Annotated in this window: 23 protein-coding genes, 1 pseudogene and 1 riboswitch; of the genes and pseudogenes, 10 read left to right on the top strand and 14 right to left on the bottom strand. The window is 73.3% G+C overall.

Going from position 1 to position 24,700, the window contains the following annotated elements; translation table 11 throughout:
* Positions 1-47 precede the first annotated feature (47 nt).
* Complete coding sequence (locus C3492_RS20040; RefSeq protein WP_374938355.1) at positions 48-2,354, bottom strand: S9 family peptidase; 2,307 nt, start codon at positions 2,352-2,354, stop codon at positions 48-50.
* Complete coding sequence (locus C3492_RS20035) at positions 2,327-4,111, bottom strand: N-acetylglutaminylglutamine amidotransferase (RefSeq protein WP_103813123.1); 1,785 nt, start codon at positions 4,109-4,111, stop codon at positions 2,327-2,329. The genes C3492_RS20040 and C3492_RS20035 overlap by 28 nt, the downstream gene beginning before the upstream one ends.
* A 290-nt stretch (positions 4,112-4,401) precedes the next feature.
* Between C3492_RS20035 and C3492_RS20030 the strand changes: the two genes are divergently transcribed.
* Both C3492_RS20030 and C3492_RS20025 read left to right on the top strand, forming a co-directional pair.
* Complete coding sequence (locus C3492_RS20030; protein WP_103813122.1) at positions 4,402-4,986, top strand: DUF488 family protein; 585 nt, start codon at positions 4,402-4,404, stop codon at positions 4,984-4,986.
* A gap of 257 nt (positions 4,987-5,243) precedes the next feature.
* Positions 5,244-5,552, top strand: a complete 309-nt coding sequence (locus tag C3492_RS20025) for a hypothetical protein (protein ID WP_103813121.1) — start codon at positions 5,244-5,246, stop codon at positions 5,550-5,552.
* Between the two features lie 45 nt (positions 5,553-5,597).
* On the opposite strand, the gene C3492_RS20020 is transcribed toward C3492_RS20025, so the two are convergent.
* Positions 5,598-6,440 carry a hypothetical protein gene (locus tag C3492_RS20020; RefSeq protein WP_103813120.1) on the bottom strand — a complete coding sequence of 281 codons (843 nt, stop codon included), beginning with the start codon at positions 6,438-6,440 and terminating at the stop codon, positions 5,598-5,600.
* 311 nt (positions 6,441-6,751) lie between these two features.
* Between C3492_RS20020 and C3492_RS20015 the strand changes: the two genes are divergently transcribed.
* A complete protein-coding gene (locus C3492_RS20015) occupies positions 6,752-7,498 on the top strand; it encodes a TetR family transcriptional regulator (protein WP_103813119.1) in 747 nt (248 codons plus the stop codon).
* Positions 7,499-7,655: 157 nt separating this feature from the next.
* On the top strand, positions 7,656-8,072 hold the full coding sequence (locus C3492_RS20010; RefSeq protein WP_103813118.1) for a Zn-ribbon domain-containing OB-fold protein: 417 nt from the start codon (positions 7,656-7,658) through the stop codon (positions 8,070-8,072).
* A gap of 324 nt (positions 8,073-8,396) precedes the next feature.
* On the opposite strand, the gene C3492_RS20005 is transcribed toward C3492_RS20010, so the two are convergent.
* Positions 8,397-8,783, bottom strand: a complete 387-nt coding sequence (locus C3492_RS20005) for a PPOX class F420-dependent oxidoreductase (RefSeq protein WP_103813117.1) — start codon at positions 8,781-8,783, stop codon at positions 8,397-8,399.
* Between the two features lie 421 nt (positions 8,784-9,204).
* Between C3492_RS20005 and C3492_RS19995 the strand changes: the two genes are divergently transcribed.
* The gene (locus C3492_RS19995; protein WP_103813115.1) at positions 9,205-10,035 is read left to right on the top strand and encodes an SAM-dependent methyltransferase; all 831 of its coding nucleotides are present in this window, start codon (positions 9,205-9,207) and stop codon (positions 10,033-10,035) included.
* 139 nt (positions 10,036-10,174) lie between these two features.
* Entirely contained in the window at positions 10,175-11,551 is a 1,377-nt protein-coding gene (locus C3492_RS19990) for a S1 family peptidase (RefSeq protein WP_103813114.1), read from the top strand.
* 84 nt (positions 11,552-11,635) lie between these two features.
* Here the strand turns inward: C3492_RS19990 and C3492_RS19985 are convergent, their stop codons facing one another.
* Together C3492_RS19985 and C3492_RS19980 are read right to left on the bottom strand one after the other, a co-directional pair.
* Positions 11,636-11,821 carry a hypothetical protein gene (locus tag C3492_RS19985; RefSeq protein ID WP_103813113.1) on the bottom strand — a complete coding sequence of 62 codons (186 nt, stop codon included), beginning with the start codon at positions 11,819-11,821 and terminating at the stop codon, positions 11,636-11,638.
* 129 nt (positions 11,822-11,950) lie between these two features.
* Complete coding sequence (locus tag C3492_RS19980; RefSeq protein WP_107500673.1) at positions 11,951-13,099, bottom strand: ROK family transcriptional regulator; 1,149 nt, start codon at positions 13,097-13,099, stop codon at positions 11,951-11,953.
* A gap of 129 nt (positions 13,100-13,228) precedes the next feature.
* On the opposite strand from C3492_RS19980, the gene C3492_RS19975 reads away from it, so the two are divergent.
* On the top strand, positions 13,229-14,431 hold the full coding sequence (locus C3492_RS19975) for a Gfo/Idh/MocA family protein (RefSeq protein WP_103813112.1): 1,203 nt from the start codon (positions 13,229-13,231) through the stop codon (positions 14,429-14,431).
* A 14-nt stretch (positions 14,432-14,445) separates the two neighbouring features.
* Here the strand turns inward: C3492_RS19975 and C3492_RS19970 are convergent, their stop codons facing one another.
* On the bottom strand, positions 14,446-15,141 hold the full coding sequence (locus tag C3492_RS19970) for a L,D-transpeptidase (protein WP_103813111.1): 696 nt from the start codon (positions 15,139-15,141) through the stop codon (positions 14,446-14,448).
* A 203-nt stretch (positions 15,142-15,344) separates the two neighbouring features.
* On the opposite strand from C3492_RS19970, the gene C3492_RS19965 reads away from it, so the two are divergent.
* The gene (locus C3492_RS19965) at positions 15,345-16,733 is read left to right on the top strand and encodes an aminotransferase class I/II-fold pyridoxal phosphate-dependent enzyme (protein ID WP_103813110.1); all 1,389 of its coding nucleotides are present in this window, start codon (positions 15,345-15,347) and stop codon (positions 16,731-16,733) included.
* 3 nt (positions 16,734-16,736) lie between these two features.
* Here the strand turns inward: C3492_RS19965 and C3492_RS19960 are convergent, their stop codons facing one another.
* The 5 genes from C3492_RS19960 to C3492_RS19940 form a co-directional block, all read right to left on the bottom strand.
* Positions 16,737-17,528: an SDR family NAD(P)-dependent oxidoreductase gene (locus C3492_RS19960; protein WP_103813109.1), complete on the bottom strand. Its 792-nt coding sequence runs from the start codon at positions 17,526-17,528 to the stop codon at positions 16,737-16,739.
* A gap of 52 nt (positions 17,529-17,580) precedes the next feature.
* Entirely contained in the window at positions 17,581-18,495 is a 915-nt protein-coding gene (locus C3492_RS19955; RefSeq protein ID WP_103813108.1) for an SDR family oxidoreductase, read from the bottom strand.
* Between the two features lie 150 nt (positions 18,496-18,645).
* Complete coding sequence (locus C3492_RS19950; protein ID WP_103813107.1) at positions 18,646-19,275, bottom strand: MBL fold metallo-hydrolase; 630 nt, start codon at positions 19,273-19,275, stop codon at positions 18,646-18,648.
* Positions 19,275-20,363, bottom strand: coding sequence for an S-(hydroxymethyl)mycothiol dehydrogenase (locus C3492_RS19945; RefSeq protein WP_103813106.1), 1,089 nt, complete (start codon positions 20,361-20,363; stop codon positions 19,275-19,277). The genes C3492_RS19950 and C3492_RS19945 overlap by 1 nt, the downstream gene beginning before the upstream one ends.
* Positions 20,364-20,525: 162 nt before the next feature.
* Positions 20,526-20,828, bottom strand: coding sequence for a hypothetical protein (locus C3492_RS19940; protein ID WP_103813105.1), 303 nt, complete (start codon positions 20,826-20,828; stop codon positions 20,526-20,528).
* Positions 20,829-21,017: 189 nt separating this feature from the next.
* Here C3492_RS19940 and C3492_RS19935 point away from each other — a divergent pair, with 189 nt between their 5' ends.
* Both C3492_RS19935 and C3492_RS19930 read left to right on the top strand, forming a co-directional pair.
* Positions 21,018-21,383 (top strand): nuclear transport factor 2 family protein, encoded by a 366-nt coding sequence (locus C3492_RS19935; RefSeq protein WP_103813104.1) that lies wholly within the window; start codon positions 21,018-21,020, stop codon positions 21,381-21,383.
* Between the two features lie 75 nt (positions 21,384-21,458).
* A riboswitch (ZMP/ZTP riboswitch) is annotated at positions 21,459-21,539 on the top strand.
* A 26-nt stretch (positions 21,540-21,565) separates the two neighbouring features.
* Positions 21,566-22,414, top strand: coding sequence for a bifunctional 5,10-methylenetetrahydrofolate dehydrogenase/5,10-methenyltetrahydrofolate cyclohydrolase (locus C3492_RS19930; protein ID WP_103813103.1), 849 nt, complete (start codon positions 21,566-21,568; stop codon positions 22,412-22,414).
* Positions 22,415-22,783: 369 nt separating this feature from the next.
* Here the strand turns inward: C3492_RS19930 and C3492_RS19925 are convergent, their stop codons facing one another.
* Positions 22,784-23,758: a CU044_5270 family protein gene (locus tag C3492_RS19925; RefSeq protein ID WP_103813102.1), complete on the bottom strand. Its 975-nt coding sequence runs from the start codon at positions 23,756-23,758 to the stop codon at positions 22,784-22,786.
* A gap of 247 nt (positions 23,759-24,005) precedes the next feature.
* Positions 24,006-24,509: pseudogene (locus C3492_RS19920) on the bottom strand (RNA polymerase sigma factor); the annotation flags it as partial.
* Positions 24,510-24,700 lie beyond the last annotated feature (191 nt).

Genomic DNA, 24,700 nt, shown 5'->3' with positions numbered 1-24,700 from the left:
CGGCCTCGTTCAGGAACCCCCCGGCTCACTCCTGACGAGGCGGTGGCTCACGCGTGGAGGTGCCGTTGCATCCAGTCGGCCGCGGCGCGGCGGAACAGGCGCCGGTTGTCCGCGCGCAGGAAGTCGTGCCCCTCGTCGCGCAGGGTCAGCAGTTCCGCGTGGACACCCCGTTCCCGCGCGGCCCGTACGAACTGCTGGGACTCCCCCGGTGGCACGTTGGTGTCGTGTTCGCCGTGGACGGCCAGCAGCGGGACGCGCAGCGCGTCGATGCGGCTCATCGGCGACAGGGCACGCAGCAGCTCACGGTCGCGCTCCGGGTGGCCGTACTTGTGCGCCGCCGATTCCGCGATCCACGGCTCGGTACCGGCGAAGAAGGTGAGGAAGTCGGACATGCCGCAGACGGCGACCCCGGTGCGGAACAGGTCCGGGTGCCACACCAGGGAGGCGAAGGTGAGGTAGCCGCCGTACGAGCGGCCCATGACCGCGAGCCGCGTCGGATCGGCGGGGCCCGCGGTGACCGCGTGGACCGCGCAGTCCGCGACGTCGTCGAGGGCGGCGAAGCGGCCCGCGCCCAGGTCGGCGTCGACGAACGAGCGGCCGTGTCCCAGGGAGCCCCGGACGTCGGGTGCGAAGACGTCCAGGCCACGCCCGACCAGCTCGTGGTAGAGCGGGTTGAACACCGGGCGTTCCTGTTCCTCCGGGCCACCGTGCAGGTGGATCACGCAAGGGGCCGGTTCGTCGGGGGCGCGCCCCGGCGCCCGGTAGTACCAGCCGCTCAGGGGCAGCCCGTCCCGCGCGGTCAGGCGCACGGGGACGGGGCGGACCGGTGGACGGCCCGGCGGGACGGCGTCCTCGTCCTGGGAGGACCACGGGGTGCGCAGCAGCGACACGCCCTCGTGGGCCCACCACAGGCCCGGGCGGCGCTGCGATCCCGACAGCGCGAGCAGCAGGCGCCCGGCACCGGCGGCGGTCACACGGGTGACGACCTCGTGGGGCAGGGGCAAGGGCCTCGCCGGGCCCGTGTCGTCCGGGGTCTGCTCCGTCGGGTCCGGGACCCGCCCCGTCGGGCCCGGGGTCTGCCCCGTCGAGCCCAGGGCCCGTCCCCTCGGGAAGGTCTCGACGAGTTCCAGTTCGCTCGCGCCTCGCACGTTCCAGGCGAGCGCGGCGGTGCGGCCGTCGTGAGCGAGCGCGAAGAGTTCCAGGTCGCTGCCCGCGCGCTCCGCCGCGACCGACACCGTATGCGGTCGGCCGTCGGCGTCCAGGGCCACCGCGAGGAGTGCCGCGTACTCGCGGTCGCCGTTGCTGCGCAGCCACAGCGTCCGCGCGTCCGGGGAGAACCGGCCGATCCAGGGGTCGCCGTCGGCGACCGGCACGACGAGGGTGGTCACCGAGTCGGCGGTGCGCAGGACGACCGCCTCGCGCCGTCCGCGCGGCCCCCGGCGCAGCAGCGCGAGGCCGCCGTCAGGGCTGAGGTCGCAGGCGCGCAGGGAGGCAGCGTGGGTCTCGGTGGTGAGCAGGACCGGCGAGGCCAGACCGTCGGGATCGATCAGGTAGACCGACAGGCCGCCGTCGGGCCGGGCCGCCGGGGCCGTGGTGCCGGTGGGGGTCCCGTCCGGCGCCGTCCCCGAGGCGGCGTCGTACGCGGGCGGGCCGAGGAGCGTGGCGTGGCCGTCCCGTTCCGCCCAGTCGGCCCCGGGGCGCATCCCGGCGAGCCCGTCGTCCACCGGGCCGGAGTCCGTCAGGGCCTGCCTCGCGAGGCCCCCGTACGCGGCGGCGGCCGGAGCCGCGACCGTGACGGCGACGGCCGAGCCGTCGTGCGCCCAGCAGCCCAGATAGGCGGAACTGGCCGGATCGGCCCCCGCCAGGATGCGGCGGCCGGTGCCGTCGGGCCGCACGCAGAGCACCCGTGAGTGCTCACCGCCGCCCGGCGCCGTCGTGTATGCGATCCAGCGGCCGTCCGGTGACCAGGAGACCTCCTTGACCGGGTCCGGTGAGGAGTCGAGCAGTCGCACCTCGTCGCCGTCGACGGGCCCGGCCCACACCTGGGGGACGCCCCCTCGGTCACAGATGAAGGCCGTCTCGCTGCCGTCGGCGTTCGCGGACGGGTACCAACAGCCGTGCGCGCGCAGCCGTGTCACCGCGTCCCGCGGGCCGCCCGCCTCGGGCAGCGGCACCGGCGCGGGGGCGGCGGCACGGGCAGCGTCGAGGAGGTCCCCGGTACGGCTGTCCGGGGACCGGACGCGGCTCGGACCTGTCGGACCCGGTGGTCCGGAGCGGATGACGGCGGCTGCCGTGCCGTGCGCCGCTCGCGCACCCCGGTCGTCGGTCACCTGATTCCGTGGGTCTGCAGCCATATCTCCAGCACAGCGATCTGCCACAGCGCGTTCGCGCCCCGCCTGGTCCGGTGCTCGTCGGGTGCCCTGAGGAGTTCCGCCACGTACGCGTCGCGGTACACACCGCGGCGCTTTGCCTCCGGTGCCTCCAGTGCCTCCCGCACGCGCCGGAGGACGGGACCCGCCATGTGCCGGATGGCCGGCACGGGGAAGTAGCCCTTGGGGCGGTCGACGACCTCGTGGGGCAGCAGCTTCCGGCCCGCCTCCTTCAGCACGCCCTTGCCGCCGTCGGCCAGTTTGAGTTCCGGGGGGCAGGCCGCCGCCAGCTCGACCAGTTCGTGGTCAAGGAACGGCACGCGGGCCTCCAGGCCCCAGGCCATGGTCATGTTGTCGACCCGCTTGACGGGGTCGTCGACGAGCATGACGTGCGTGTCCAGCCGGAGAGCGGCGTCCAGTGCCGTCTCCGCCCCCGGTCGCGCCATGTGCTCCCGTACGAAGCGTCCCGAGACGTCGTCGTGGGGCAGCATCTCGGGCCGCAGGACCCGGGCGAGGTCGGCGTGCGAGCGGTCGAAGTAGGTGGCGGCGTACCGCTCCGGCTCGTCCTCGCGGGGGACCGACGCCAGCTCGGGGTACCAGTGGTAGCCGGCGAAGACCTCGTCGGCGCCCTGCCCGCTCTGCACGACCTTCACTTCTTTGGACACCTGCTCGGACAGCAGGTGGAAGGCGACCACGTCGTGGCTGACCATCGGCTCGCTCATCGCCTGGAACGCCCCGTCCAGAGCCGTCGACACCCGTTCGGAGGGAACCATCAGCCGGCGGTGGTCGGTGCCGAACTCCCGGGCCACCAGGTCGGAGTAGCGGAACTCGTCGCCCTCCTCGCCGCCCTCCGTCTCGAACCCGACGCTGAACGTCATCAGGTCGCGCCGGCCCTCGTCGGCCAGCAGCGCGACGATGAGGCTGGAGTCGAGGCCGCCGGAGAGCAGCACACCGACCGGCACGTCGGCCACCGTGCGCCGGCGCACGGCCACGCGCAGCGCGTCCAGCACCGCGTCCCGCCATTCGTCGGCCGACATGCCGGTGTGCTCGGGCCGGCGCGTGTAGGACGGCTGCCAGTAGCAGTGGTCCCGGTACGTGCCGTCCGGTTCGACGACCCGCACGGTGGCCGGGGGGAGCTTGCGCACCCCGTTGAGGACGGTGCGCGGCGCCGCGACCGTGGCGTGCCAGCTCAGGTACTGGTGCAGGGCCACGGGATCGAGCGAGGTGTCCACGTCCCCGGCGGCCAGGAGAGCGGGCAGCGTGGAGGCGAAACGGAGCCGGCCCGGCGTCTGCGCCAGGTACAGGGGCTTGATCCCGAGCCGGTCCCGGGCGAGGACGACGCGGCCGGTCCGGTGCTCGACGATCGCGAAGGCGAACATGCCGCGGAAGTGCTCCACGCACGCGGTCCCCCACTGCCGGTAGGCGTTGAGGACCACCTCCGTGTCCGACGTCGACGCGAAGCGGTGGCCGAGACGGCGCAGCTCCTCCCGCAGCTCCGGATAGTTGTACACGCAGCCGTTGAAGACGCCGGTGATCTCTCCCCGGGCGTCCGTCATGGGCTGGGACCCGCTGTCCGACAGGTCGATGATCTTCAGGCGGCGATGTCCCAGCGCGACCGCGCCCCGTCTCCAGGTCCCCTGTCCGTCGGGTCCGCGGTCGGCGAGCCGCTCCGTCATGCGGGCGACGGCCGCGAGGTCGGGCGAGCGCCCGTCGAAGCGGACCTCCCCGCTCAGACCGCACATGATGCCCCGCCTCCGTTCGGCGCACCGGCGTGCCCCCCGGTGCTGAGCTGGGCGGTACTGGGATACATGACGCTCCCTTCTGTAGACGACGGAAACTGTCGCGCGGCTCGCGGAGCGGCGACTGCCACTGCCGGCGCACCGCGGCGAACGCGGGCCGGGCCGGCGCCCTGACGACTTCAGGAACAGAGACCGGCGGCTACGGCGGCTTGTGTCGTCTTCGAGTGCCCAGGCCCCGAGCGGGTAAGCCCCGCACCGCGCACTCGACGCGCCGACCGTGGTGCACTCGGTGTATGAACCACGCCCGGACCGGTCCCGTGGGCCCGGTCCCCAGCTCGGGCCCGGAGTTGATCACCTTCGGCCACGGCACGGCCGGCCGGCCGGCGCTGGCGGAGCTCCTGCGGGAGGCCGGCGTCGCCGCCGTCGTGGACGTCAGGACCGCACCGGGCAGTCGCCGCGATCCGGACCTGGGGCGACAGCGGCTCGCCGAGTGGATGCCCGAGGAGCACATCGCCTACCGGTGGGAGCGGCGGCTGGGCGGTTGGCGCAAGCCGCCGCCGGACTCACCCGACACCGTCTGGCGCAACGAGTCCTTCCGGGGCTACGCCGCTCACACCCGCAGCGCGGAGTTCGTGACCGCGATGGACGGCGTGCTGCGGCAGGCGGACGAGGAACGTACCGCGGTGATGTGCAGCGAGGCGGTGTGGTGGAGGTGCCACCGGCGCCTGATCGCCGACTTCGCCGTGCTGGCCCGCGGGGCGGTCGTGCTGCACCTGATGCACGACGGGCGCCTCACGGCGCACAGCCCGACGCCAGGTGTCCGTCTCCGCGGTGACGGCCTGCTGGTCTACGACGACGGTCCGCGAGCGGCGGAGTGAGGGCCCCGCGCACAGGAGGCATCGGCGTGCCAGGTCCGCGGGCCCGCCGTGCCGCACGGGTGTGGCGGGCGCCCGGTGGGGCACGCGTAGTGCGGTCCAGCCGAGTCGAGGACGGTGCCACGATGACCGAGTACCAGCGTTCCCGCGTCCCGCACGCCCGCCCCCTGGCACGCGGGGCGGCCGACGGTCTCCGTACCGGCCGCACCGGGCGGTCGCGCGCCGCCGTCACGGCCGGCTGACCGGGTCCGGAGCACGCCATGGGACGCACGAAGCGGTACGCCGTCGCCGCCTCCGGACAGTGGACCGACGAGGAGGAGGGCCGGCGCCGGCTGCCCGCGGGAGAGGTCCACGCGTGGGAGCCGGGTCTGAACCAGACCGTCTGCGGACTGTCCCTCAGCCGCTCCCGGCTGACGCGCTTCCCGCACGTCGGCTGGGCGGACACCTTCCCGGAATCCGGGGGCGCGGCGGACCGGGTGCGGCGCGTGTGCCCACGCTGCGCGTCCGTGGCCGGACGCCGGGGCGGTGACGCTCGGCCACGGTGGCACCGCAGCGATCCCCGGCCCTGAACGGCCACTGGGGGGCGAGGTGTCCGGGTGAACCGCCGATCACCGTCAGGCCGGTATGAGCACTCCCCGCGCGAACCGGCTCAGGGACGCGGTGAACGCGGTGACGAAGGCGTCCCTGGCCTCCTCCGGGAGCGCGTCGAGGGACAAGTAGGGGTTGAGGTCCTCCAGTTCGACCAGCAGCAGGCCCCCGTCCGCGGCGCGGCAGGCGTCGACGCGCTGGATGCCGTGGCCGAGGTCGTTCCAGTCGATGAACCGGCGGGCGAACTCCAGGTCGGCGGCGGTCGCCTGGTACGGCCGCAGCTCCCAGCGGCGCTGCGGGTCTGGGGCGTGGAGGGCGTACTGGAAGTCGTCGTCGACGAAGTAGAAGGACACCTCGTAGGCGAAGTCGACGCACGGCTGGATCAGGACGTCCCCGGTGGCGAGTCCGGCGACCCCGCCCGCGGGGACGATCCGCAGGCCGAGGGAGTCGGCGCCCTGCTTCGGCTTGACCACGTACCGCTCGGCGGCCGGCAGCCGGTCCAGGTCCTCGGCGCGGTCGACGGTCGGGATCACGGGGAAGCCGGCGGCGGTCAGGTCGAGCAGGTACTGCTTCCCGGCCATGTCGGCCTTCCCGGTGAGCGGGTTGTACACCCGGGTCCCGGCGGCGAGCGCCCGCGCGCGGAAGGCGTCGTACTCCTTGCGGTAGCCGAGGACGGGCCCGCTGTTGCGCACGACGACGGCGTCGAAGCCGTCCATCAGGGCCGCCGCGTCCACCGGATGACACAGGGCCAGGTCGAAGTGGGCGCGCAGCCGGGACGTGAGGTGGATGTCCTCGTCGCAGTAGCGGCGCCCGCGCGCCTGGTACGCCAGGTCGGTGACGTAGAGCAGACGGGGGCGGGCGGCGGGCATGGGGGGGCTCCTCGGGGCGGCGCGGGGCTGCGGGTGTCGTGGCGGGTGTGTCGTGCGGGGGTGTGATGCGGCGCGGTGGTGCGGGGCCGGTGCCGGCGGCGTCTTCGACGGCGGCGGTGACGGCGGAGAAAGGTTACGCCGCAGGGTGCGGCGACTTTCGGCCACCCCCGGCCAAGACCCGCCTCCCGCCCCGCACCTCACAGCCCGGTCCGGCCGCTCCACGGTGACCTCAGAAGCACTCAGTTCCCCCGGAACGACCCTCGCACTGCACTGAGTGTCACGAATCCGGTCCGGGTGCTACGTTCCCGTCCATGAGCTCCAGCAGCGCGGCGCCGGCCGCGAAGCCGCCGATCCGGGACGCCCTGGTGGCGGCGGCCTTCCGGCTCTTCCTGGAACGCGGGTACGAGCAGACCACCGTGGACGACATCGTCGCCCTGGCCGGGGTGGGCCGGCGCTCGTTCTTCCGCTACTTCCCCTCCAAGGAGGACGTGGTCTTCCCCGACCACGAGCGCTGCCTGGCCGACATGACCGCCTTCCTCGCGGCGGGCGGCGCCGAACACGAGCCGGTGCGGCGGGTCTGCGACGCGGCCCGACTGGTGCTGCGGATGTACGCGGAGAACCCGGCCTTCTCCGTGCAGCGCTACCGACTCACCCGGCAGGTGCCGGGCCTGCGCGCGTACGAACTCTCGGTGGTGTGGCGCTACGAACGCGCGCTCGCCGAGTACCTCCGCGCCCGTTTCGCGGGACGGCCCGACGGGACCCTGCGCGCCGACGTGATCGCGGCCGCGGTCGTCGCCGCGCACAACAACGCCCTGCGCTCATGGCTGCGGTCGGAGGGCAAGGATGACCCGGGAGCCGCCGTCGACCACGCGCTGGGGTACGTGCAGAAGACGTTCGGCCGGTCGGCGGACGCTCCGCCGGCCCCCGCCCCGGCCGGGTCGGTGACGGCCGGCGCGCAGGCGGGGCAGCCCGACGACGTGGTGGTACTGGTGTCCCGCCGGGACGCGCCGCTGTGGCGGGTGGTGCAGGAACTGGAGACGGCGCTCGGCAGGGGTTGACCCGGAACAGGGGTGATTAGGGGTACCGAGTGCCTTTACGAGTGACACTCAGTGCCATACTCTGTCGGCGTGCACGGTGGCACGGCAACCGCGCACACGTGTGCCCGGTCCGCCCCGGGCACACGGGATTCCGGCCGAGCGCAGGGAGTTGAGCAGCGTGTACCCCCTTCCAGCAAGCACCTCGCATCCGGTGGCCGGCTCCGCGGCGGGCGTTCTCGATCCCGCCGCCACGGACTCCAAGGACGCCATCCTCTTCCAGCGCTGCACCTGGTGCGGCACCGCGATGTACCACCGGCTGCTGTGTCCGGTCTGCCAGGGCAGCGAGTTGCGCACGGAGCGCAGCGAGGGCGTCGGCACGGTCCGCCACTCCACGGTGGTGCACCGCAACACACCGGCGGCGCGCAATGTGTCGCTGATAGAGATGGCCGAGGGGTTCGTCGTCCGAGGCCGGGTCATGGGTCCGCCGATCGGCATCCACAGCGGCGACCGGGTGCGGCTGTCCACCGCCAAGGACCCGGTGCGCGGGGAGCCGGTGTTCCAGTTGACGGACGAGCCGTACCGGGCCTGGACCTGACCGCCGTACACCGCCGTACCCCACCGGCGCGGTGCCGCTGACACCACGGCCGGGTCCCCTCCTCCTCCCGCGCGAACCATCGGCTCTCCTGCGCAGGCAACCCACAGCCTCCGCTCCCCATCCACCCGGGGCGAGGGGCGTCCGGCGTTGCCGGGACGCCCGAGGTCGGTGTTCGAGGAGGATCAGTGGTCCGTGCCCGGCGCATATGGGTGACCGCCGCAGCATTGTTCGCGGTGGCGGGGGGACCGGGGAGCCGCGGACCGGGGGCCCTGAGCTGGCCGGTCCGGTACTGGACGCGTCGTAGGGCGCCGGTCCCGGGTGCCCTCACTCCCCGAGGGTCACCCGGACGCCGACGGTGCCGTCCAGGCCGCGCCGGAGCCGGCTGCCCAGCAGGGTGAGGCGGCCGAGGAGGCCGTACTTGCGGGCGATCAGGCTCCGGTAGCGGGCGGTGGTGGCCGGATCGGTGATCTCGGCGGTGGCCGGCACCTGGTCGCCGGTCGGGTTGCCGCGCACGTCGCACGGGCCGACGAGGACGTCCGGGCGGCGCCGGATCCGTTTGACCTTCCCGCTGTCGGCCGCCGTCCACACCCCGAGCGTGCCGTCGTCCGGGACGACCCACACCGGGGTCGCGACGGGCGTGCCGTTCTTGCGGTGGCTGGTCAGCAGCAGGTACTTGCCGGACCCGAGCCGGTCGAGCCGCGTGTCGTCCATGCCCGCAGTGTAGGAGGGCGGCCCGTGCCCGGCGAAGCCCGGTGACTCGGGCGGCCCGACGGCGGGCGGTGCCCTGCGGGATGCCGGCCGTGTGGCTCGGTCGGGACGAGGGGCTGTGAGGTGCCCGGAGACGGAGTCGGCGGAACGCGGGAGCGGTGGGACGCGGGAGCGGGGCCGCGTCCGGCTCCGGGGCCGCCGGGATGCTGCGCCGGCTCGCCGCGCAGCGGCAACGGGCGGACGCCTACCGGGCGCGGACGCGGGTGGCGCCGGCCCTCTTCCCGGTGCTCAACAGAAAACCCGGGCCGGGCGACGGAGATCAACTCAGGCGTCTAGATTGCGTCTTGCACGGTGCAGTCCCCGTCAGGCGTCTTCGCCGGACACCCCCTCAGGCATCTCTTCAGGCACCCAGGAGCTGACCCACGTGACCGACAACCCGGCAGCCACCAACGACGTGGCCGTGTCGCTGCGCGCCCGTATCAACACCGGCCAGCCGCACACCGCCCGCATCTGGAACTACTGGCTCGGCGGCAAGGACAACTACGAGGTCGACCGGGCGGCCGGCGACCAGATCCGCCAACTGCACCCGGGCATCGGGGAGTACGCGCGCGCCGACCGGCTGTTCCTGGGCCGAGCGGTGCGCCATCTGGTCGGTGAGGTGGGCATCCGGCAGTTCCTGGACATCGGCACCGGGCTGCCCACCGCCGACAACACGCACGAGGTGGCGCAGCGGATCGCGCCGGAGTGCCGGATCGTGTACGTCGACAACGACCCGCTCGTCCTCGCCCACGCGCGTGCCCTGCTGACCAGCACACCGGAAGGCCGTACCGACTATCTGGACGAGGACCTGCGCAACGTCGACGCGATCCTGGAACACGCGGCGAAGACGCTGGACTTCAGTCAGCCGGTGGCGCTGATGCTGCTCGGCGTGGTCATCTTCATCGGCGACGACGAGGACCCGTACGGCCTGGTACGGCAGTTGACGGACCGGCTGCCGACGGGCAGCCACCTGGTGCTGTCGCACACCATCACCAGCCCGTCGATGCCGGACGTGGACGAGGCGGTGAAGTTCTGGAACGAGCACGGCACTCCGAAGCTGAAGCAGCGCACGCCCGAGGACGTGGCCCGGTTCTTCGACGGCCTGGAACTGCTGGAGCCGGGTGTGGTGTCCTGCTCGCGGTGGCGCCCGGAGGACGGCGACGGGGCCGAGCCGGAGGAGGTCGCCATGTTCGGCGGGGTGGCCCGCAAGAACTGAACCGCGCCCGGCGGTTCACCGGCGCCGGTGAACGCCGTGACCCCGGCCCCCGTATGGAGGAGCGGGCCCTCGACGATCCGAGGGCCTCGCGGTGCCGGTACGGGCAGCGCGCGTTCGGGTTCGGCTTCGGGAGCCATGCATGCGGCACGCACGACGACGGGTCGTCCGGCGAGTGACACGGCTGGCGGCGGTCGGCGGACTCCTCCTGGGGGGCGCGATGGTCGCCCAGGCGGCCATGGCGAGCGAGACACCGCCCGCCTCCGCCAGACCGCTCGCCGCCACGGGCGACACCGGCGCCGCACTGGTGGCGCGGCTCGGCACGGCCCGTACGGCGGGCAACTGGATCGGCGCCGACGGGCGTACGGTCGTGGCCGTGACCGACGAGGCGACGGCCCGGGAGGTGCGGCGGGCCGGGGCGGCGGCGAAGATCGTGTCGCACAGCATGAACGAGCTGAAGTCGGCGACGGCGACGCTGCGTTCGGCTCCGCGGGTGCCGGGCACGGCGTGGGCGGTGGACTACCGGACCAACCGGGTCGTGGTGCGGGCGGACCGCACGGTGTCCGCCGGGGACTGGTCGCGGCTGACCCGGGTCGCCACGGGGATCGGCAGCTTCGTGCACATGGAGCGTACGAAGGGCACGTTCACCACACGGCTGAACGGCGCCCAGCCGATCTTGTCGACGGGCGGTCGCTGCTCGGCCGGGTTCAACGTCACCGACGGGCGGTCCGACTTCATCCTCACCGCCGGCCACTGCGGTCCCGCCGGGTCCACCTGGTTCGCCGACAACCAGGGCGATCGGCAACTCGGCAGGACCGTGAACAGTTCCTTCCCCGGCAGTGACTTCTCGCTCGTGCAGTACGCCGACGGCAAGGCCGGCGTGGGCGCGGACGTCGTCGCGATCGGCGGTGGCAAGGGGGTGCGGATCACGGGGGCCGCCGATCCGGCGGTGGGGCAGCGGGTGTTCCGCAGCGGCAGCACCAGCGGTCTGCGCGACGGCCAGGTGACGGCCCTGAACGCGACCGTCAACTACCCGGAGGGCACGGTCACCGGGCTCGTCGAGACCACCGTGTGCGCCGAACCGGGCGACAGCGGCGGCCCGTTGTTCTCCGAGGGCATCGCGCTCGGCGTCACCTCGGGCGGGAACGGCGACTGCACGGCGGGCGGGACGACGTTCTTCCAGCCGGTGACCAAGGCGCTGACGGCGCTCGGGGTCCGGCTGATCGTGTCGGCGCAGAACGCGGGCGGCGCCCCGGGCGGCACCCCCTCCCCCGCGCCGTCGGCGTCCGCGCCGCAGGGCGCGATGGTGCCGAGCGCGGCCTCGCCGGGCTCCTCGGCGCCGGTCACGGGCGCGTCCGAGGGCAGCACTGCGCTGGCGCGGCTGACCGACACCCGGAACGTCGGGCCGGGGCTGCTGGTCATCGCGGGCAGTCTGATCGCGCTGGTGGCGACCCGTTACATCCGGGCCGAGCAGGACCGCAAGGCGTACCAGCGGTACTACTCGGCGACATGGGGCTGACGGGAGGGCCGGGGGCACGACGAGAAGGGCACCCGTGCGTTCACGGGTGCCCCGGACGGTTCGGCGCGGTGTGCGCGGGGTCGGTCAGGCCGCCCGGTGCGACTGCGGGGCCGCTGCGGCCCACTCCATCACGAGGCGCTGGTACTCCGCACGCTGCTCGGTGGTCAGTGTCCCGCCCGACCGGCGCCACAGGGCCCGGATCTCCTCGTTGACCTCCGCGGCCGATCGCTCGGAGACGGCTTCAACAGTGGTGGACATGCTGTGAAGCATATGCCGATCGAGGTGAAGGCGCTGTGAGTAAGTACCCGCGATACGGACATTCCGGACCGTGTTACTCATCACGTCAATGTGTCAACCGGAAGCGGGAATTCACTGCCCCTGCCACTCCTCGACCCCGGCTCACTCCCCGGTCCGGCCCAGCACCAGCACCTGGATGGCCAGCACGGCCGCGCCGCGCGCCCAGTCGTGGAAGTCGGACACCTTCGTCTCCAGGTCCACCGGGGCGGCCAGCGGGTGGCGGTGGGAGCGGATGGTGTCACGGACCGTGTTCCCCGCCACATCCATCAGGCCCACACCCTCTCCGGCGAGCAGGATCTTCTGCGGCATCGCGAAGTTGGCGATCTGCGCGACGAGGGTGCCGAGGGCCCGGGCGGCCTCGTCGACGACCCGGAAGGCCATGGGCTCGCCGGCGGCGGCACCGGCGAGGATCTCCTCGTAGCCGATGTCCCGGCCGGTGGCCGCGCGCACCTGGTAGCGGATGCTGGGGATGGTGAGCAACGACACGGCGCTGCCCCGGGCGCCCTCGGGGGTGAGCGGGCCGTACGGATGGATGATCCAGTGCCGGCCGAAGCCGCGGTCCTCCTCCTCGTACGGCACCCGACGGCCGCCGAGCACCAGCCCGTAGCCGATGCCCGCGCCGATGGTCAGTACGGCGAAGCGGTCGAGCCCCCGGCCCGCGCCGAACCAGGTCTCGGCCTCCACCAGGGCCGCGACGTCGTTCTCCACGACGACCGGCAGCCCGGTGCGCTCCCGGACGAGCGTGCCGAGCGGCACGTCCCGCCAGCCCAGGAAGGCCGATTCGCCCACCACCGTACGCTCCCGCACCCGTCCGCCCACACCGATGCCCAGACCCGCCGGGTCGGGATGCCGTCCGGCCAGTTCGGTGGTCATCTCCGCCAGCAGGGCGGCGACGGCGTCAGGGTCGTGCGTGGTCAGCGGCCGGTCCAGCCGGCCGGTGACCTCACTGCGCAGGGTGGTGACGACGCCGTAGACCCGGTCGGCGGTGATCTTGAATCCGAGGAAGGAGCGGGACTCGGCGACGATGTCGAGGGGCTGCGACGGCCGCCCCTGGCGGCCCTCGCCGGCCCCACCCGTCTCGGCGGCCTCCACCAGCAGCCCGGACTCGATGAGCGGTTTGGTCAGCCGGGTCAGGCTGCCCTGGGAGAGGCGCAGCCTCCGGGCCAGCTCGGTGCGGGACAGCGGGCCGTGCACGAGCACCTCGATCGCCACGGAGCGCTCCGCGGGGCTCAGCGGCCACCAGCTGGTCATGGAAGCCAACCTTTCTACTTTCTTCTGGTGCAGAAGTAATAGGGCCAGCATATGGCGGCTGGAGGGGTAGCGAGGAAGAAGTCACCCAGCCCTTGACGGCTTGATTGTTCCGTGGCGAAAGTAATCCGTATGACTTTCTCGCTCGGCATCGTCGGCGCCGGACAGTTCTCCGGACAGTTCGCCACCCTCTTCCAGGCCCATCCCGGCGTCCGTGACGTCTATGTCACCGACCTGCTGCCCGAGCGGGCCGAGCGGCTCGTCGCCGCGCAGGGGCTCGCGGGCACGTTCCCGTCGTACGAGGCGATGCTGGAGTCGCCGGCGGTCGACGCGGTCGCGGTCTTCACCCAGCGCTGGACCCACGGACCGCTGGTCCTCCAGGGGCTGGCCGCGGGCAAGCACGTCTACTCGGCCGTCCCCATGGCGATCACCGTGGACGAGATGGCCGCGATCATCGACGCCGTCCGGGCCACCGGGCTGACGTACATGATGGGCGAGACCAGTCACTACCACCCGGCGACCGTGCACGCCCGCAACCAGATCGCGGCGGGCGCCTTCGGCCGGCTGTTCTACGCCGAGGGCGACTACGTCCACGACATGGACCTCGGGTTCTACGAGGCCTACCAGTACAGCGGCGGCGAGAACTGGAAGGCGACCGCCAGCTATCCCCCGCTGCTGTACCCGACGCACGCGGTGGGCGGGGTCCTCGGGGCCTGGGGGACGCATGCGGTGAGCGTGTCCGCGATCGGTGTGCGCGACGAGCGCGGCGACGGCGTCTTCGACCGTTCGGTCAGCCAGTTCGACAACGACGTGTCCAACGCGACCGCCTTGTTCGAGGTGGCGGGCGGCGGATCGTTCCGTACGAACGAGTTCCGGCGGGTCGGCTACCCCTCGCACATCCGCGAGTCCCGGTTCCGGTTCTTCGGGACGGAGGCCAGCATGGAACAGCTGGCGACGGTGGCGCTGTGGCAGGACAAGAAGGGGGTCGAGGACATCAGCGAGCTACTGGAGCCGAAGCCGACCCTGGCCCCTGACGACCCGTCACTGGCGCACATCGCGCCGGAGCTGCGCGCGGCCTTCACCTCGGGCTCGGCGCCGGTGCACGACCGGTCACGGCTGCCCCGGGAGTTCGACCACCTGCACAACGGGCACGAGGGCAGCCACCACTTCCTGGTGGACGACTTCGTCACCGCCGTCACCACGCGGACGCTGCCACCGGTGAACGCGTGGGTGGCCGCCCGATACACCCTGCCGGGCGTCATCGCGCACGAATCGGCACGGCAGGGCGGCGTCCGGCTGGAGATCCCCGACTTCGGGGACGCGCCGGAGGTGTGACGGATCCCGGCGGCTCAGGTGCCGGGCTTGCGGCCGTAGACGAAGACGTCGTCACCGTTCTTCAGCAGCGACCAGTACTTCTTGGCGGTCGTGGTGGTCATGTTGACGCAGCCGTGCGAACCGGGCGGGTTCCACATGCTCAGGCCCACCGAGTGGAAGGCCTGGCCGCCGTCGAAGAACTGGCTGTAGGGCATCGGCACGTTGTAGATGGTGGAGACGTGGTCGATGTCCCGCCAGTAGATCTTCTTCAGGCCGGTGCGGGTCTCGTAGCCGTCGCGTCCGGTGCGCACCGGCACCGGGCCGTAGACGAGCCGGTTGCCGTCCTGGATCCAGCTGAGCTGGAGCGTGAGGTTCACGCAGGCGATGCGGCCCTTGTTCACCGGGCACTTGCCGTCCTTGTTGGGCTTGTTCCCGACGGCCTTCTGCTTGTTCATCAGGTCCATCACGCCCCAGGTGACGGGACCGGCGTAGCCGATGTTCGGCGTGATGCCGTGCTTGTTCTGGAAGGCCTGGATGGCCTTGCAGTCGGTGGCGGACTGCTTGCCGTCGACCGGCCGGCCCAGGAACTTCTCCACCTGCTTCTGGTACGGCCCTGTGCTCGTGGTGCAGCTCGCGGCCTGGGCCGGCGCTGCGGTGAGGGCGAGCGCCAGCGGCGCCACCAGTCCCGTGACGCCCAGCGCGACCGCACCTCTTCTGCCTATGACCCCCATGGCGGCCTCTTCCCCTTCCCCTTTTGCCCGTTCCGTTCGCCCGGGCCTCCCCGGTGCTCTCCAGCGCGATTCCCGCGATGTCGGACTACTAGACCCGGCCGGGCCGGAGATGGTTGTGGTTCCGGTCAGGCTGTGACGAAACGGTGAACTTCCGGCCGTACGGCACCTCTCGCGGTGAGCGGTGACCGTCTACGCTGCGCCGCATGCACCCCGCTCTCGCCGACGACCTCGCCCGGCTCCCCGAACTGCTCCAGGCCGCCCGTGATCTCGCCGCCCGGGAGGTGGCGGGGCTCGCAGGCCGGCCGGTCGCCGCGCCCGGGCCGGTACCCGCGCGGGAGCCGCTCCCCGCCTCGGGTGCGGGCGGTGACCGCGCGCTCGCCCGGTTCGCCGAGCGGTGGGCGCCCGGTTTCTCCGGTTCCGCCGGTCCGCGCTACCTCGGCTTCGTCACCGGCGGCGCCACGCCCGCCGCCGTCGCCGGTGACTGGCTGACCTCCGCGTTCGACCAGAACCTGTCCGGCGCCGGCGGTTCCTGGGCGCAGGAGCTGGAACGGGAGACGGTGTCGTGGCTGCGCGAGCTGTTCGGGCTGAGCGAGGCGCACAGCGGTGCGTTCGTGACGGGCGCGACCATGTCGAACGCGGTCGGGCTCGCGATCGGCCGGGAGTGGGCCGGTGAGCGGCTGGGAGTGGACGTCTCCCGGGCGGGCACCGCCGCGCTGGGGCCGCTGGACGTGCTCTCCGGCAGCCCGCACTCCAGCATCGCGAAGGCGATGTCGGTGCTGGGCCTCGGCCGGGACCGGCTGCGGCCGGTGCCGCTGCTGCCCGGCAACCGGGAGGCCGTCGACGTGACCGCGCTGGAGACGGCGCTGGCCGGGGCCGGCGGCCGGCCGGTGCTGGTCGTCGCGAACGCGGGCACCGTGAACACCGTCGACTTCGACGATCTGCGGGCCGTCGCGGCGCTGAAGGAGCGCTACGACTTCTGGCTGCACGTGGACGCGGCGTTCGGCGCCTTCGCCGCGCTCTCCCCGGAACACGCGGCGCTGGTCGACGGGCTCGACGCGGCCGACTCGGTCTGCGTGGACCTGCACAAGTGGCTGAACGTCCCCTATGACGCGGCCGTCCAGTTCACCCGGCGGCGCGACCTTCAGATGGCGGTGTTCCACAACGCCTCGCCGTATCTCGGCCCACCCGACGGCGATCCCGACTTCCTGCATCTGACCCCGGAGAACTCGCGCCGACTGCGGGCCCTGCCGGCCTGGTTCTCGCTGGTGGCGTACGGGCGGGACGGGCACCGGGAGGTCGTGGAGCGGAACGTGGCGCTGGCCCGCCGGCTCGGCGCGGGCGTCGACGCGCTGCCGGGCCTCACCCTGCTGGCTCCGGTCCGCCTCAACGTCGTGTGCTTCACCCTGGCCACGGACCCGTCGCCGGAGCGGGTGACGGCGCTGGCCCGGGCGGTCGCCGCGTCCGGGGAGGCGTACGTGACGCCGACGGTGTACGGCAGAGTGCCCGGGCTGCGCGCCGCGTTCAGCAACTGGCGGACCACCGAGGCGGACACGGACCGGGTGCTCGCGGTGCTGGCGGCGGCCTCGGACTGAGGGTCAGGAGGTGTGCCGCACGGCCGCGCGGAAGCCGGTGTTGACGGCCGTGAGGCCGCCGTCGACGAGGAGGGAGGTCCCGGTGATCCAGGCGGCGTCGCGCGAGGCGAGGAAGGCGACGGCGGCGGCGATGTCCTCCGGCTCGCCGACCCGGCCGAGCGGGTAGAGGGGGCGGACGGCGTCGAGTTCGTCGTCGCGTCCTTCCCACGCCGAGGTGCGGACCGTGCCCGGCACGACCAGGTTGACCCGCACGCCCCGGGGTGCCGCGTGCCCGGCGAGGGTGCGGGTGAGCGAGCCGAGGCCGGCCTTGGCGGCGCTGTAGCCGTGGTTGCCGAAGTCCTGCACGCCGTTGACGGAGCCGACGCTGACGATCGTCCCGCGCCCGGAGGCGGCGAGGTGCGGCAGGGCGGCGCGACAGCAGCGGTAGGCGCCCGTGAGGGTGATGTCGAGGTCGCGCGCCCAGGCCTCGTCGGGGTCGTCCTCGAAGAGCGGGGCGTCCGAGGTGCAGTGGGCGGCGCTGTTGACCAGCACGTCGAGCGAGCCGAACGCGGTGACGGCGTGGGCGACGGCCGCCTCGACGGCGGCGCGGTCGGCCACGTCACACGCGAACGCCTCGGCGGCGAGGCCCTGTCGGCGCAGGGCGGAGGCGGTCCGTTCCGCCTCGGGCAGGTCCCGGTCGGTGACCAGCACCCGGCCGCCCTCCTCGGCGATGCGCCGGGCGACGGCCGCACCGATGCCGCGGGCGCCGCCCGTGACGAGAACTCCGTGTCCTGCGAAGCGAGTCGGATCAGTCATGGGCCGACGGTACGGCCCCCCGGACGCGCTTTCACCGGTTCTGCGCCCGGTTTCACCGGTAGCCGGTGACGTCCGCCGGCTTGCCCGCGTCCTGCACCTCGACCAGGTACCGCCAGGCGTCCGGCCGGCTGCCGTCGAGGTCGGTGAAGCCGTACACCCGGGCGAGGCCGCCGCTGGACAGCGACCGGCCGTTGAACCGGGCCACGTCGGGATCGGCGGCCAGGGCGGCGACGGCCCGGCCGGTGAAACGGGGGGTCTCGGAGATGGCGAAGTGGGGTTCGCGCGCCAGGGCGTCCCGCCAGTTCTCCTCGCGGACGCCGTACGCGTCGAGCATGAGCTCCGAGCGCATCCAGCCAGGGGTGAGGGCGACGGCGGTGGCACCGCGCGGGCCGAGTTCATGGCCGAGCGCGAAGGCCATGCGCAGGACGGAGGTCTTGGCGAGGTCGTAGAAGAAGTTCACCCGGTAGGTGTCGCGGTTGTACTCGGCGGTGCCGTCGGTGACCTCCACGACCAGTCCGCCGGGGTGTCGCAGCAGCAGCGGCAGGGCGTAGTGGCTGGTGACGGCGTGGGTCTCGACCGCGAGACGGAGCAGTCGGAGGCCGTTGTCGAGGTCGTGCTCCCACACGGGGGTGTCCCACTCGAAGAGGTTCTCGCCGCCCCAGATGTCGTTGACGAGGACGTCGAGACGCCCCCGCTCGTCCGCGACGCGGTCCACCAGGTCGCGTACGGCGGTCTTGTCGAGGTGGTCGGCGGCCACGGCGATGCCCTGTCCGCCGGCCGCGGTGACGAGGTCGGCGGTGTCCTCGACGGTCTCGGGGCGGTCGTACTCCGAGCGGTGGGCGCGGGTGCTGCGGCCGGTGACGTAGACGGTGGCGCCGGCCGCGCCGAGTTCGACGGCGATGCCCCGTCCGGCGCCCCGGGTCGCCCCGGCGACCAGCGCCACCTTGCCTTCCAGCGGTCCTGACATGTACGGCCTCCCGTGCGGTACGACTGCGGTACGACTGCTGTCGTCGTCCACTGTCGCCGGGAAGCCGGACATCTTCTGTCGGCTTTTACGCGGGCCCCAGCGGTGTGTCGCCGCGCGACCCGGTGTCCGCCGGGCTCGGTGTCCTCCGGCTCAGTGGCCGCGGGCGATCCACTCCTCCAGGTGGGGGGCCTCGTCGCCGATGGTGGTGCCGTCCCCGTGCCCGGTGAGGACCTTGGTCTCCGGCGGGAGGGTGAGGAGGCGGTTGCGGAGGGAGTCGATGATGGTCGGGAAGTGCGAGTAGGAGCGGCCGGTGGCTCCGGGGCCGCCCTTGAAGAGGGTGTCGCCCGTGAACACGGTGCCGAGGCCCGGGTCGTACAGGCAGACGGCGCCGGGGGCGTGCCCCGGGGTGTGCAGGACGGTGAGGTCGGCGCCGGCGGCCTCGATGACCTGGCCGTCGAGGAGGTGCCGGTCGGGGTCCCGGTGCGGGTGGGTCTGCTTCCACAGCGCCAGGTCGTCGGGGTGCAGCCAGATCGTCGCGCCGGTGAGCTCGGCGAGTTCCGGTGCCGCGTTGATGTGGTCGTTGTGGGCGTGCGTGCACACGATGGCGGTCAGCCGGCGGCCGTCGACGGCGCGGGCGATGGCCTCGGCGTCGTGGGCGGCGTCGATGACGATCACCTCGTGGTCGTCGCCGACGATCCACACGTTGTTCTCCACGTCCCAGGTGCCGCCGTCGAGGGTGAACTGGCCCGGGGTGACGAGGCGTTCGATGCGCACGGCCATCACAGCACCACCACCGAACGCAGCACGTCACCGTGGTGCATCCGCTCGAAGGCCTGCTCCACCTGGTCCAGTTGGAGCGTCTCGGTGACGAACGCGTCGAGCGGCAGGCGGCCTTGCAGGTGGAGGTCGATCAGCATGGGGAAGTCCCGGCTGGGCAGGCAGTCGCCGTACCAGGAGGACTTGAGGGCGCCGCCGCGGCCGAAGACGTCCAGGAGGGGCAGTTCGAGCTTCATCTCGGGGGTGGGGACGCCGACGAGGACGACGGTTCCGGCGAGGTCACGGGCGTAGAACGCCTGCCGGTAGGTCTCCGGGCGGCCGACGGCCTCGATGACGACGTCGGCGCCGAAGCCGCCGGTCAGCTCGCGGATCGCCTCGACCGGGTCGGTCTCCTTGGAGTTGACGGTGTGGGTGGCGCCCAGCGTGCGGGCCTTCTCCAGCTTGCGGTCGTCGATGTCCACCGCGATGATCCTCGCCGCGCCGGCCAGGTTCGACCCGGCGACGGCCGCGTCGCCGACACCGCCGCAGCCGATGACGGCGACCGAGTCGCCACGTCCCACGTTCCCGGTGTTGATCGCCGCGCCGATGCCGGCCATCACCCCGCAGCCGAGGAGGCCCGCGACCGCCGGGGAGACGGCCGGGTCGACCTTGGTGCACTGGCCGGCCGCGACGAGCGTCTTCTCGGCGAAGGCGCCGATCCCCAGGGCCGGGGACAGCTCCTGGCCGGTGGCGGCGAGGGTCATCTTCTGCCGTGCGTTGTGGGTGTTGAAGCAGTACCAGGGCCGGCCGCGCAGACAGGCGCGGCACTGCCCGCACACCGCACGCCAGTTCAGGACGACGAAGTCGCCGGGGGCGACGTCGGTGACGCCCTCGCCGACCGACTCCACCACACCGGCGGCCTCGTGACCGAGCAGGAAGGGGAAGTCGTCCGAGATGCCACCCTGCTTGTAGTGCAGATCGGTATGACAGACGCCGCAGGCCTGGACGCGTACGACGGCCTCGCCGGGCCCCGGGTCCGGCACCACGATCGTCTCGACCCGTACGGCCTCGTCCTTGCCCGGCGCGATCACGCCGCGGACTTCCTGCGCCATGGTCTGGTTCCTTCCTTCGTTTGCCTTCACCACCGACACTACGCGCGACCGATCGGTAGCGGGGCGGACCACGAGGTGGTTCGTGGATCTTTCCGGACGCGGCGGTCCCGGGCAGCGGTGAGGGCCGCCCCGACGGGACGGCCCTCGTGCCGGGGGGCGGGATCAGTGGATGGCGCCGACCAGACCGAGCACCGGCGCGGCGGGCGCGAGGACCTGCTCCACCTGGTTGAGCCGGTTCAGCTCCTTCAGGTGCTTCAGCTCCTGCAACTGCTCTGTGGGCCGCGGCACCCGGCCCCGCTGCTCCGCCGGGAGGTCACCGACGGCGAGCGAGTCCAGCGTGCTCAGCGCGCCGAGCTTCCCGACGAGCGGTGCGCCGGTGCCGGCCGCGTTCGCCTGGGGTACGGCGAGGCCGGCGATCCCGGCGGCCAGACCGACGGCGGCGGCGATACGTCGTGTTGAGATCATGCCTTCAGCAACGGCGACGGGCCCCGGGCGGACACGGGCGGCGGGCCGCGCTCACCCGGGAGGTGGAGCGCGCGGCCGGGCTTGCCGGGGCCGCCGGGGCGGAGGAGTCTCGGAGGTGGGCCCGTGCGGCCCGCTCCTGGCCGGACCGCACGGGCACCTGGACCACACGGGCACCTGAAGGAGGTCACCATGGGTACCGCGGCGGGGTCCGCCTTCGACACCGACACACTGCGCCGGGCCATCGAGGGCAACACCGGCAACAACCTTCTGTCGCTCTACGCGGACGACGCGGAGATCCGCATCGTCGACCGCAACAACCAGCCCAGCCATCCCACGGTCCTGCACGGTCGCAGCCAGATCGCCGAACTGCTGGACGACATCTACAGCCGCGACATGACGCACAGGCTGGACCGGTGCGTCGTCCAGGGCGACCAGGCGGCCTACAGCGAGTCCTGCGAGTACGGGGACGGCACCCGGGTCCTCGCCGAGTCGATGGTCACCCTGCGGGACGGCAAGATCACCGATCAGCTGATCATCCAGGCCTGGGACGAGTAGGCCCCGGCCGGGTACGGCGGGAGCGGAAGGAGGCCGAGCGGGGTCCGCAGGTCGTACGCACCCTCGGTTACGCTGTACGCGGGCCGTGACTGGCGCTGAGGTGGAGCACCACCGGGGAGCGGTCCGCGTCGGTTGCCGCGCGCCTGGGCGAGGAGAGTCGATCCAGCTCAGGAGTGTGCAGCATGACCCAGGCCCGTCTGATGGACGGCACCGCGCCCGCCCGCCGCATCGTCGAGGACACCGCGAAGAAGGCCGCCGCTCTCACCGAGCGCACCGGAACCGCGCCGTGTCTGGCGACCGTGCTGGTCGGCGAGGACCCGGCGTCCGTGACGTACGTCCGGATGAAGCAGAACCGCAGCCGCAAGGCCGGCATCGAGTCCCGGCACGTCGCCCTGCCCGCGACCACCACGACCGACGAACTCGTCACCACTCTGCGGGAGTTGTCCGCCGACCCGGGCGTGCACGGCATTCTGCTCCAGCACCCGGTGGGCGACCACATCGACGAGCGGGCCGCGTTCGAGGCGATCGCGCCGGAGAAGGACGTCGACGGTGTCACCTTCGCGTCGTTCTCCGCGATGAGCTTCGGGCTGCCGGGCTTCGTCTCCGCCACGCCGGGCGGCATCCTGCGGCTGCTCGACGAGTACGGCATCGACCCGGCCGGGAAGCGGGCCGTGGTGGTCGGCCGCAGCGCGATCCTCGGCAAGCCGGTGGGCATGCTGCTGCTCGCCCGGGACGCGACCGTGACCTACTGCCACTCGCGCACCAGCGAGCTCTCGGCCGTGGTCCGCGAGGCCGACATCGTCGTGGCCGCGGTCGGCCGGCCGCGACTGATCCGCGGGCAGGACATCAAGCCGGGCGCGGTCGTCATCGACGCGGGCTACAACCCGGGGAACGTCGGCGACGTCGACTTCGACTCGGCCGTGGAGCGGGCGTCGCTGATCACCCCGGTACCGGGCGGCGTCGGCCCGATGACGATCGCCACGCTCCTGGACCAAACGGTGACGGCCGCCGCCCGGCAGCTGGGGGTGTAGGGGGCAGTAGGGGTTCAGCGGTGGGCGTCGTGGGGCAGTGCCGGGCCGGGCGGACCGCCGGCCGGCGTCGCCGGGCAGCGGCGGGCGGCGGGTCAGCACCGTACGGCACGGATCACTGGCAGCGCATCGCCGACCAGCCCCGGACGGCCGGGCAGCCGGGCACCACACGGACCGGGTCACCGCCCGGCCGCGCCGGACAACCCCGGGCAGGCGGGTCCGCGCGACACCGCTCACGGCACCACCAGACGTCGCCGACCAGCGCCGGGCGGGCAGCGCCACACCCGGGCCGGGGCACCGCCAGGCGTCGCCGAGCAACCCCAGGCGGCGGAGCGCCGGTCGGCGTCGCCGGGCAGCGCCATGCCTCGCCGGTCAGCGCATCCAGGCGCTGTAGTCCATGACGTCCCCCGCCTCGACGCCGTACTCGGGGGCGTCCCGGGTGAAGGTGGTCTCCAGGCCGAGGACGGTGCCGGTGCGTGGGTCGAGGATCAGCATCTGCCGGCTGCCCTCGCCCTCGTACACGTACGCCTGCCCGAGGCGGCCGAGGCGGTCGGTCACCTGTCCCACGGCCCGCAGGCCCTTGGCGTCCGCGAGGACCTCGACGAGTGCCGCGGACTCGCGGGCGCCCAGCGTCCAGTGGTCCAGCAGCTCCCCGACGGCGTCGAGGAGCTGTGGGGTGCCCAGTGAGCCGGTACGGGCGGTCTCGGTGAGGTAGGCGCGCAGGGCGGCCGGGGTGTGCGGCGGCGGTGCCTCGGGCGGGGCGTCACTCCAGCTCGGCGGGTAGGTGGTCCGGCTGAGGACGTGGCCGTCGGCCACCACGCGGGGGTCTCCGCCCTCGTCGGTGAGGACCGGGCGTCCCGGCCGGCGCGGGTCGGTCGCCACGACCAGCTCGGTGTGGCTGTCGTCCGCGCGCCAGCGCACCACCCGCTCCTCGGGCAGGGTGACGGGGGGTTTGCCGTCGGTCATGCTCAGGCTCCACGACTGCACGTGCGTGCCCTTGCGCAGGCGCGGCGAGCCGTCGGCGGCGGCGGTCGCTGCCAGTTCGGCCAGCCGTGTCAGCGGGACGGGCGTGGAGTCGGCGCGCACGGTCAGCGGCCGGGGCGCGGCGAGGGCGGGCTGGGTGTTCGGCCCGCCGACCAGCGCGGCGAGCGCGGTCACCACTACGACGCCCGTGGCGGCGAGGCCCCACAGCAACCGGGCGCGGGGGACGCGGCGCGTCGGGAGGGGTTGACGCAGCAGACGATCGAGCCGCCACTCGGCGTGCTGGTCCAGGGGCCCGTCACCGAAGTGCGGCCCGTCGTCCGGTACGGGGTTGGCGCGCCGGAGAAGTTCGAGTTCGTCAGGCATGTCGGGGGTCCTTGCACAGGCATGCGCCGGTGGTGGGCGCGGGGCTGGAGGATCGCCGGTCCCGGCGGGCACCGCCGTCGGGCGCCGGTCCCCCCGGGGCCACCTCGGGCAGCGCTCCGAGCGACGGCCCCCCAGCGGGCACCTCGGGCGACGGTTCGCCGGGGCGCGGCTCGGGCGGCGCTTCCGGCGACGGTGCCGCGGGGCTCAGGCGCCGCAGCCCGGGCGGCGGTGTGTGTGCCGGCGGTGCCGCGGGGCACAGGCGGTCGATCTCCGTGCGCAGGCGGCGGCGGGCACGGTGCAGGCGCATGGCTGCCGCCCGGCGACCGCAGCCGAGGGCGACCGCGATCTCCTCGGCGCCGAGTTCCTCCCAGGCGGCGAGGCGCAGGATCTCCTGGTCGGCCGGGGAGAGCCGGTCCAGGGCCTCGTGCACCCAGGCGCCCGGTGCCTCCGCGTCGGGGCCTGCCGCGATGTGCCGGCCGTGCGCGGTCTCGTCGTTGCCCAGCCGGTCCACCAGCCGGCGCCGGCGCCCGTAGCCGCGTACCGCGTTGGCCAGGCAGTTCCGGGCCACCCCGTACAGCCAGGGCAGCGGCGCGGCCGGCAGGTCGGCCCGGCGCCGCCAGGCGACCGTGAACACCTCCGCCACCACTTCCTCCACCTCGTCGGTCCGCCCCTGCAGTCGCCTGGCGACATAACGGCTGACCGCCCAGTAGTGCTCGCGATAGGCAGCGGCGAAGATCTCGTCGTTGCTCATGCTCGGTTCGTGTCCGGCACCCCCCGGATCGTCACACCCTTCTTCCGTGATGCTCCTCGCGTCCCCCGAGTGTGACCCGCGGGCCGGGCGCGGACACAGGCGGGGCGTGAAGAGGATCCGAGACACCAGAGCCGTGCAGTGGCTCACCAGCACCGATCACAAGACGATCGGCACGCTGTATCTGGTCACAG

The sequence above is a fragment of the Streptomyces sp. Ru62 genome (assembly GCF_002920615.1).
GTDB lineage: Bacteria > Actinomycetota > Actinomycetes > Streptomycetales > Streptomycetaceae > Streptomyces.
Note: the sequence above shows the minus strand (reverse complement) of the source record. Positions and strands in the feature narration are given on the sequence as shown.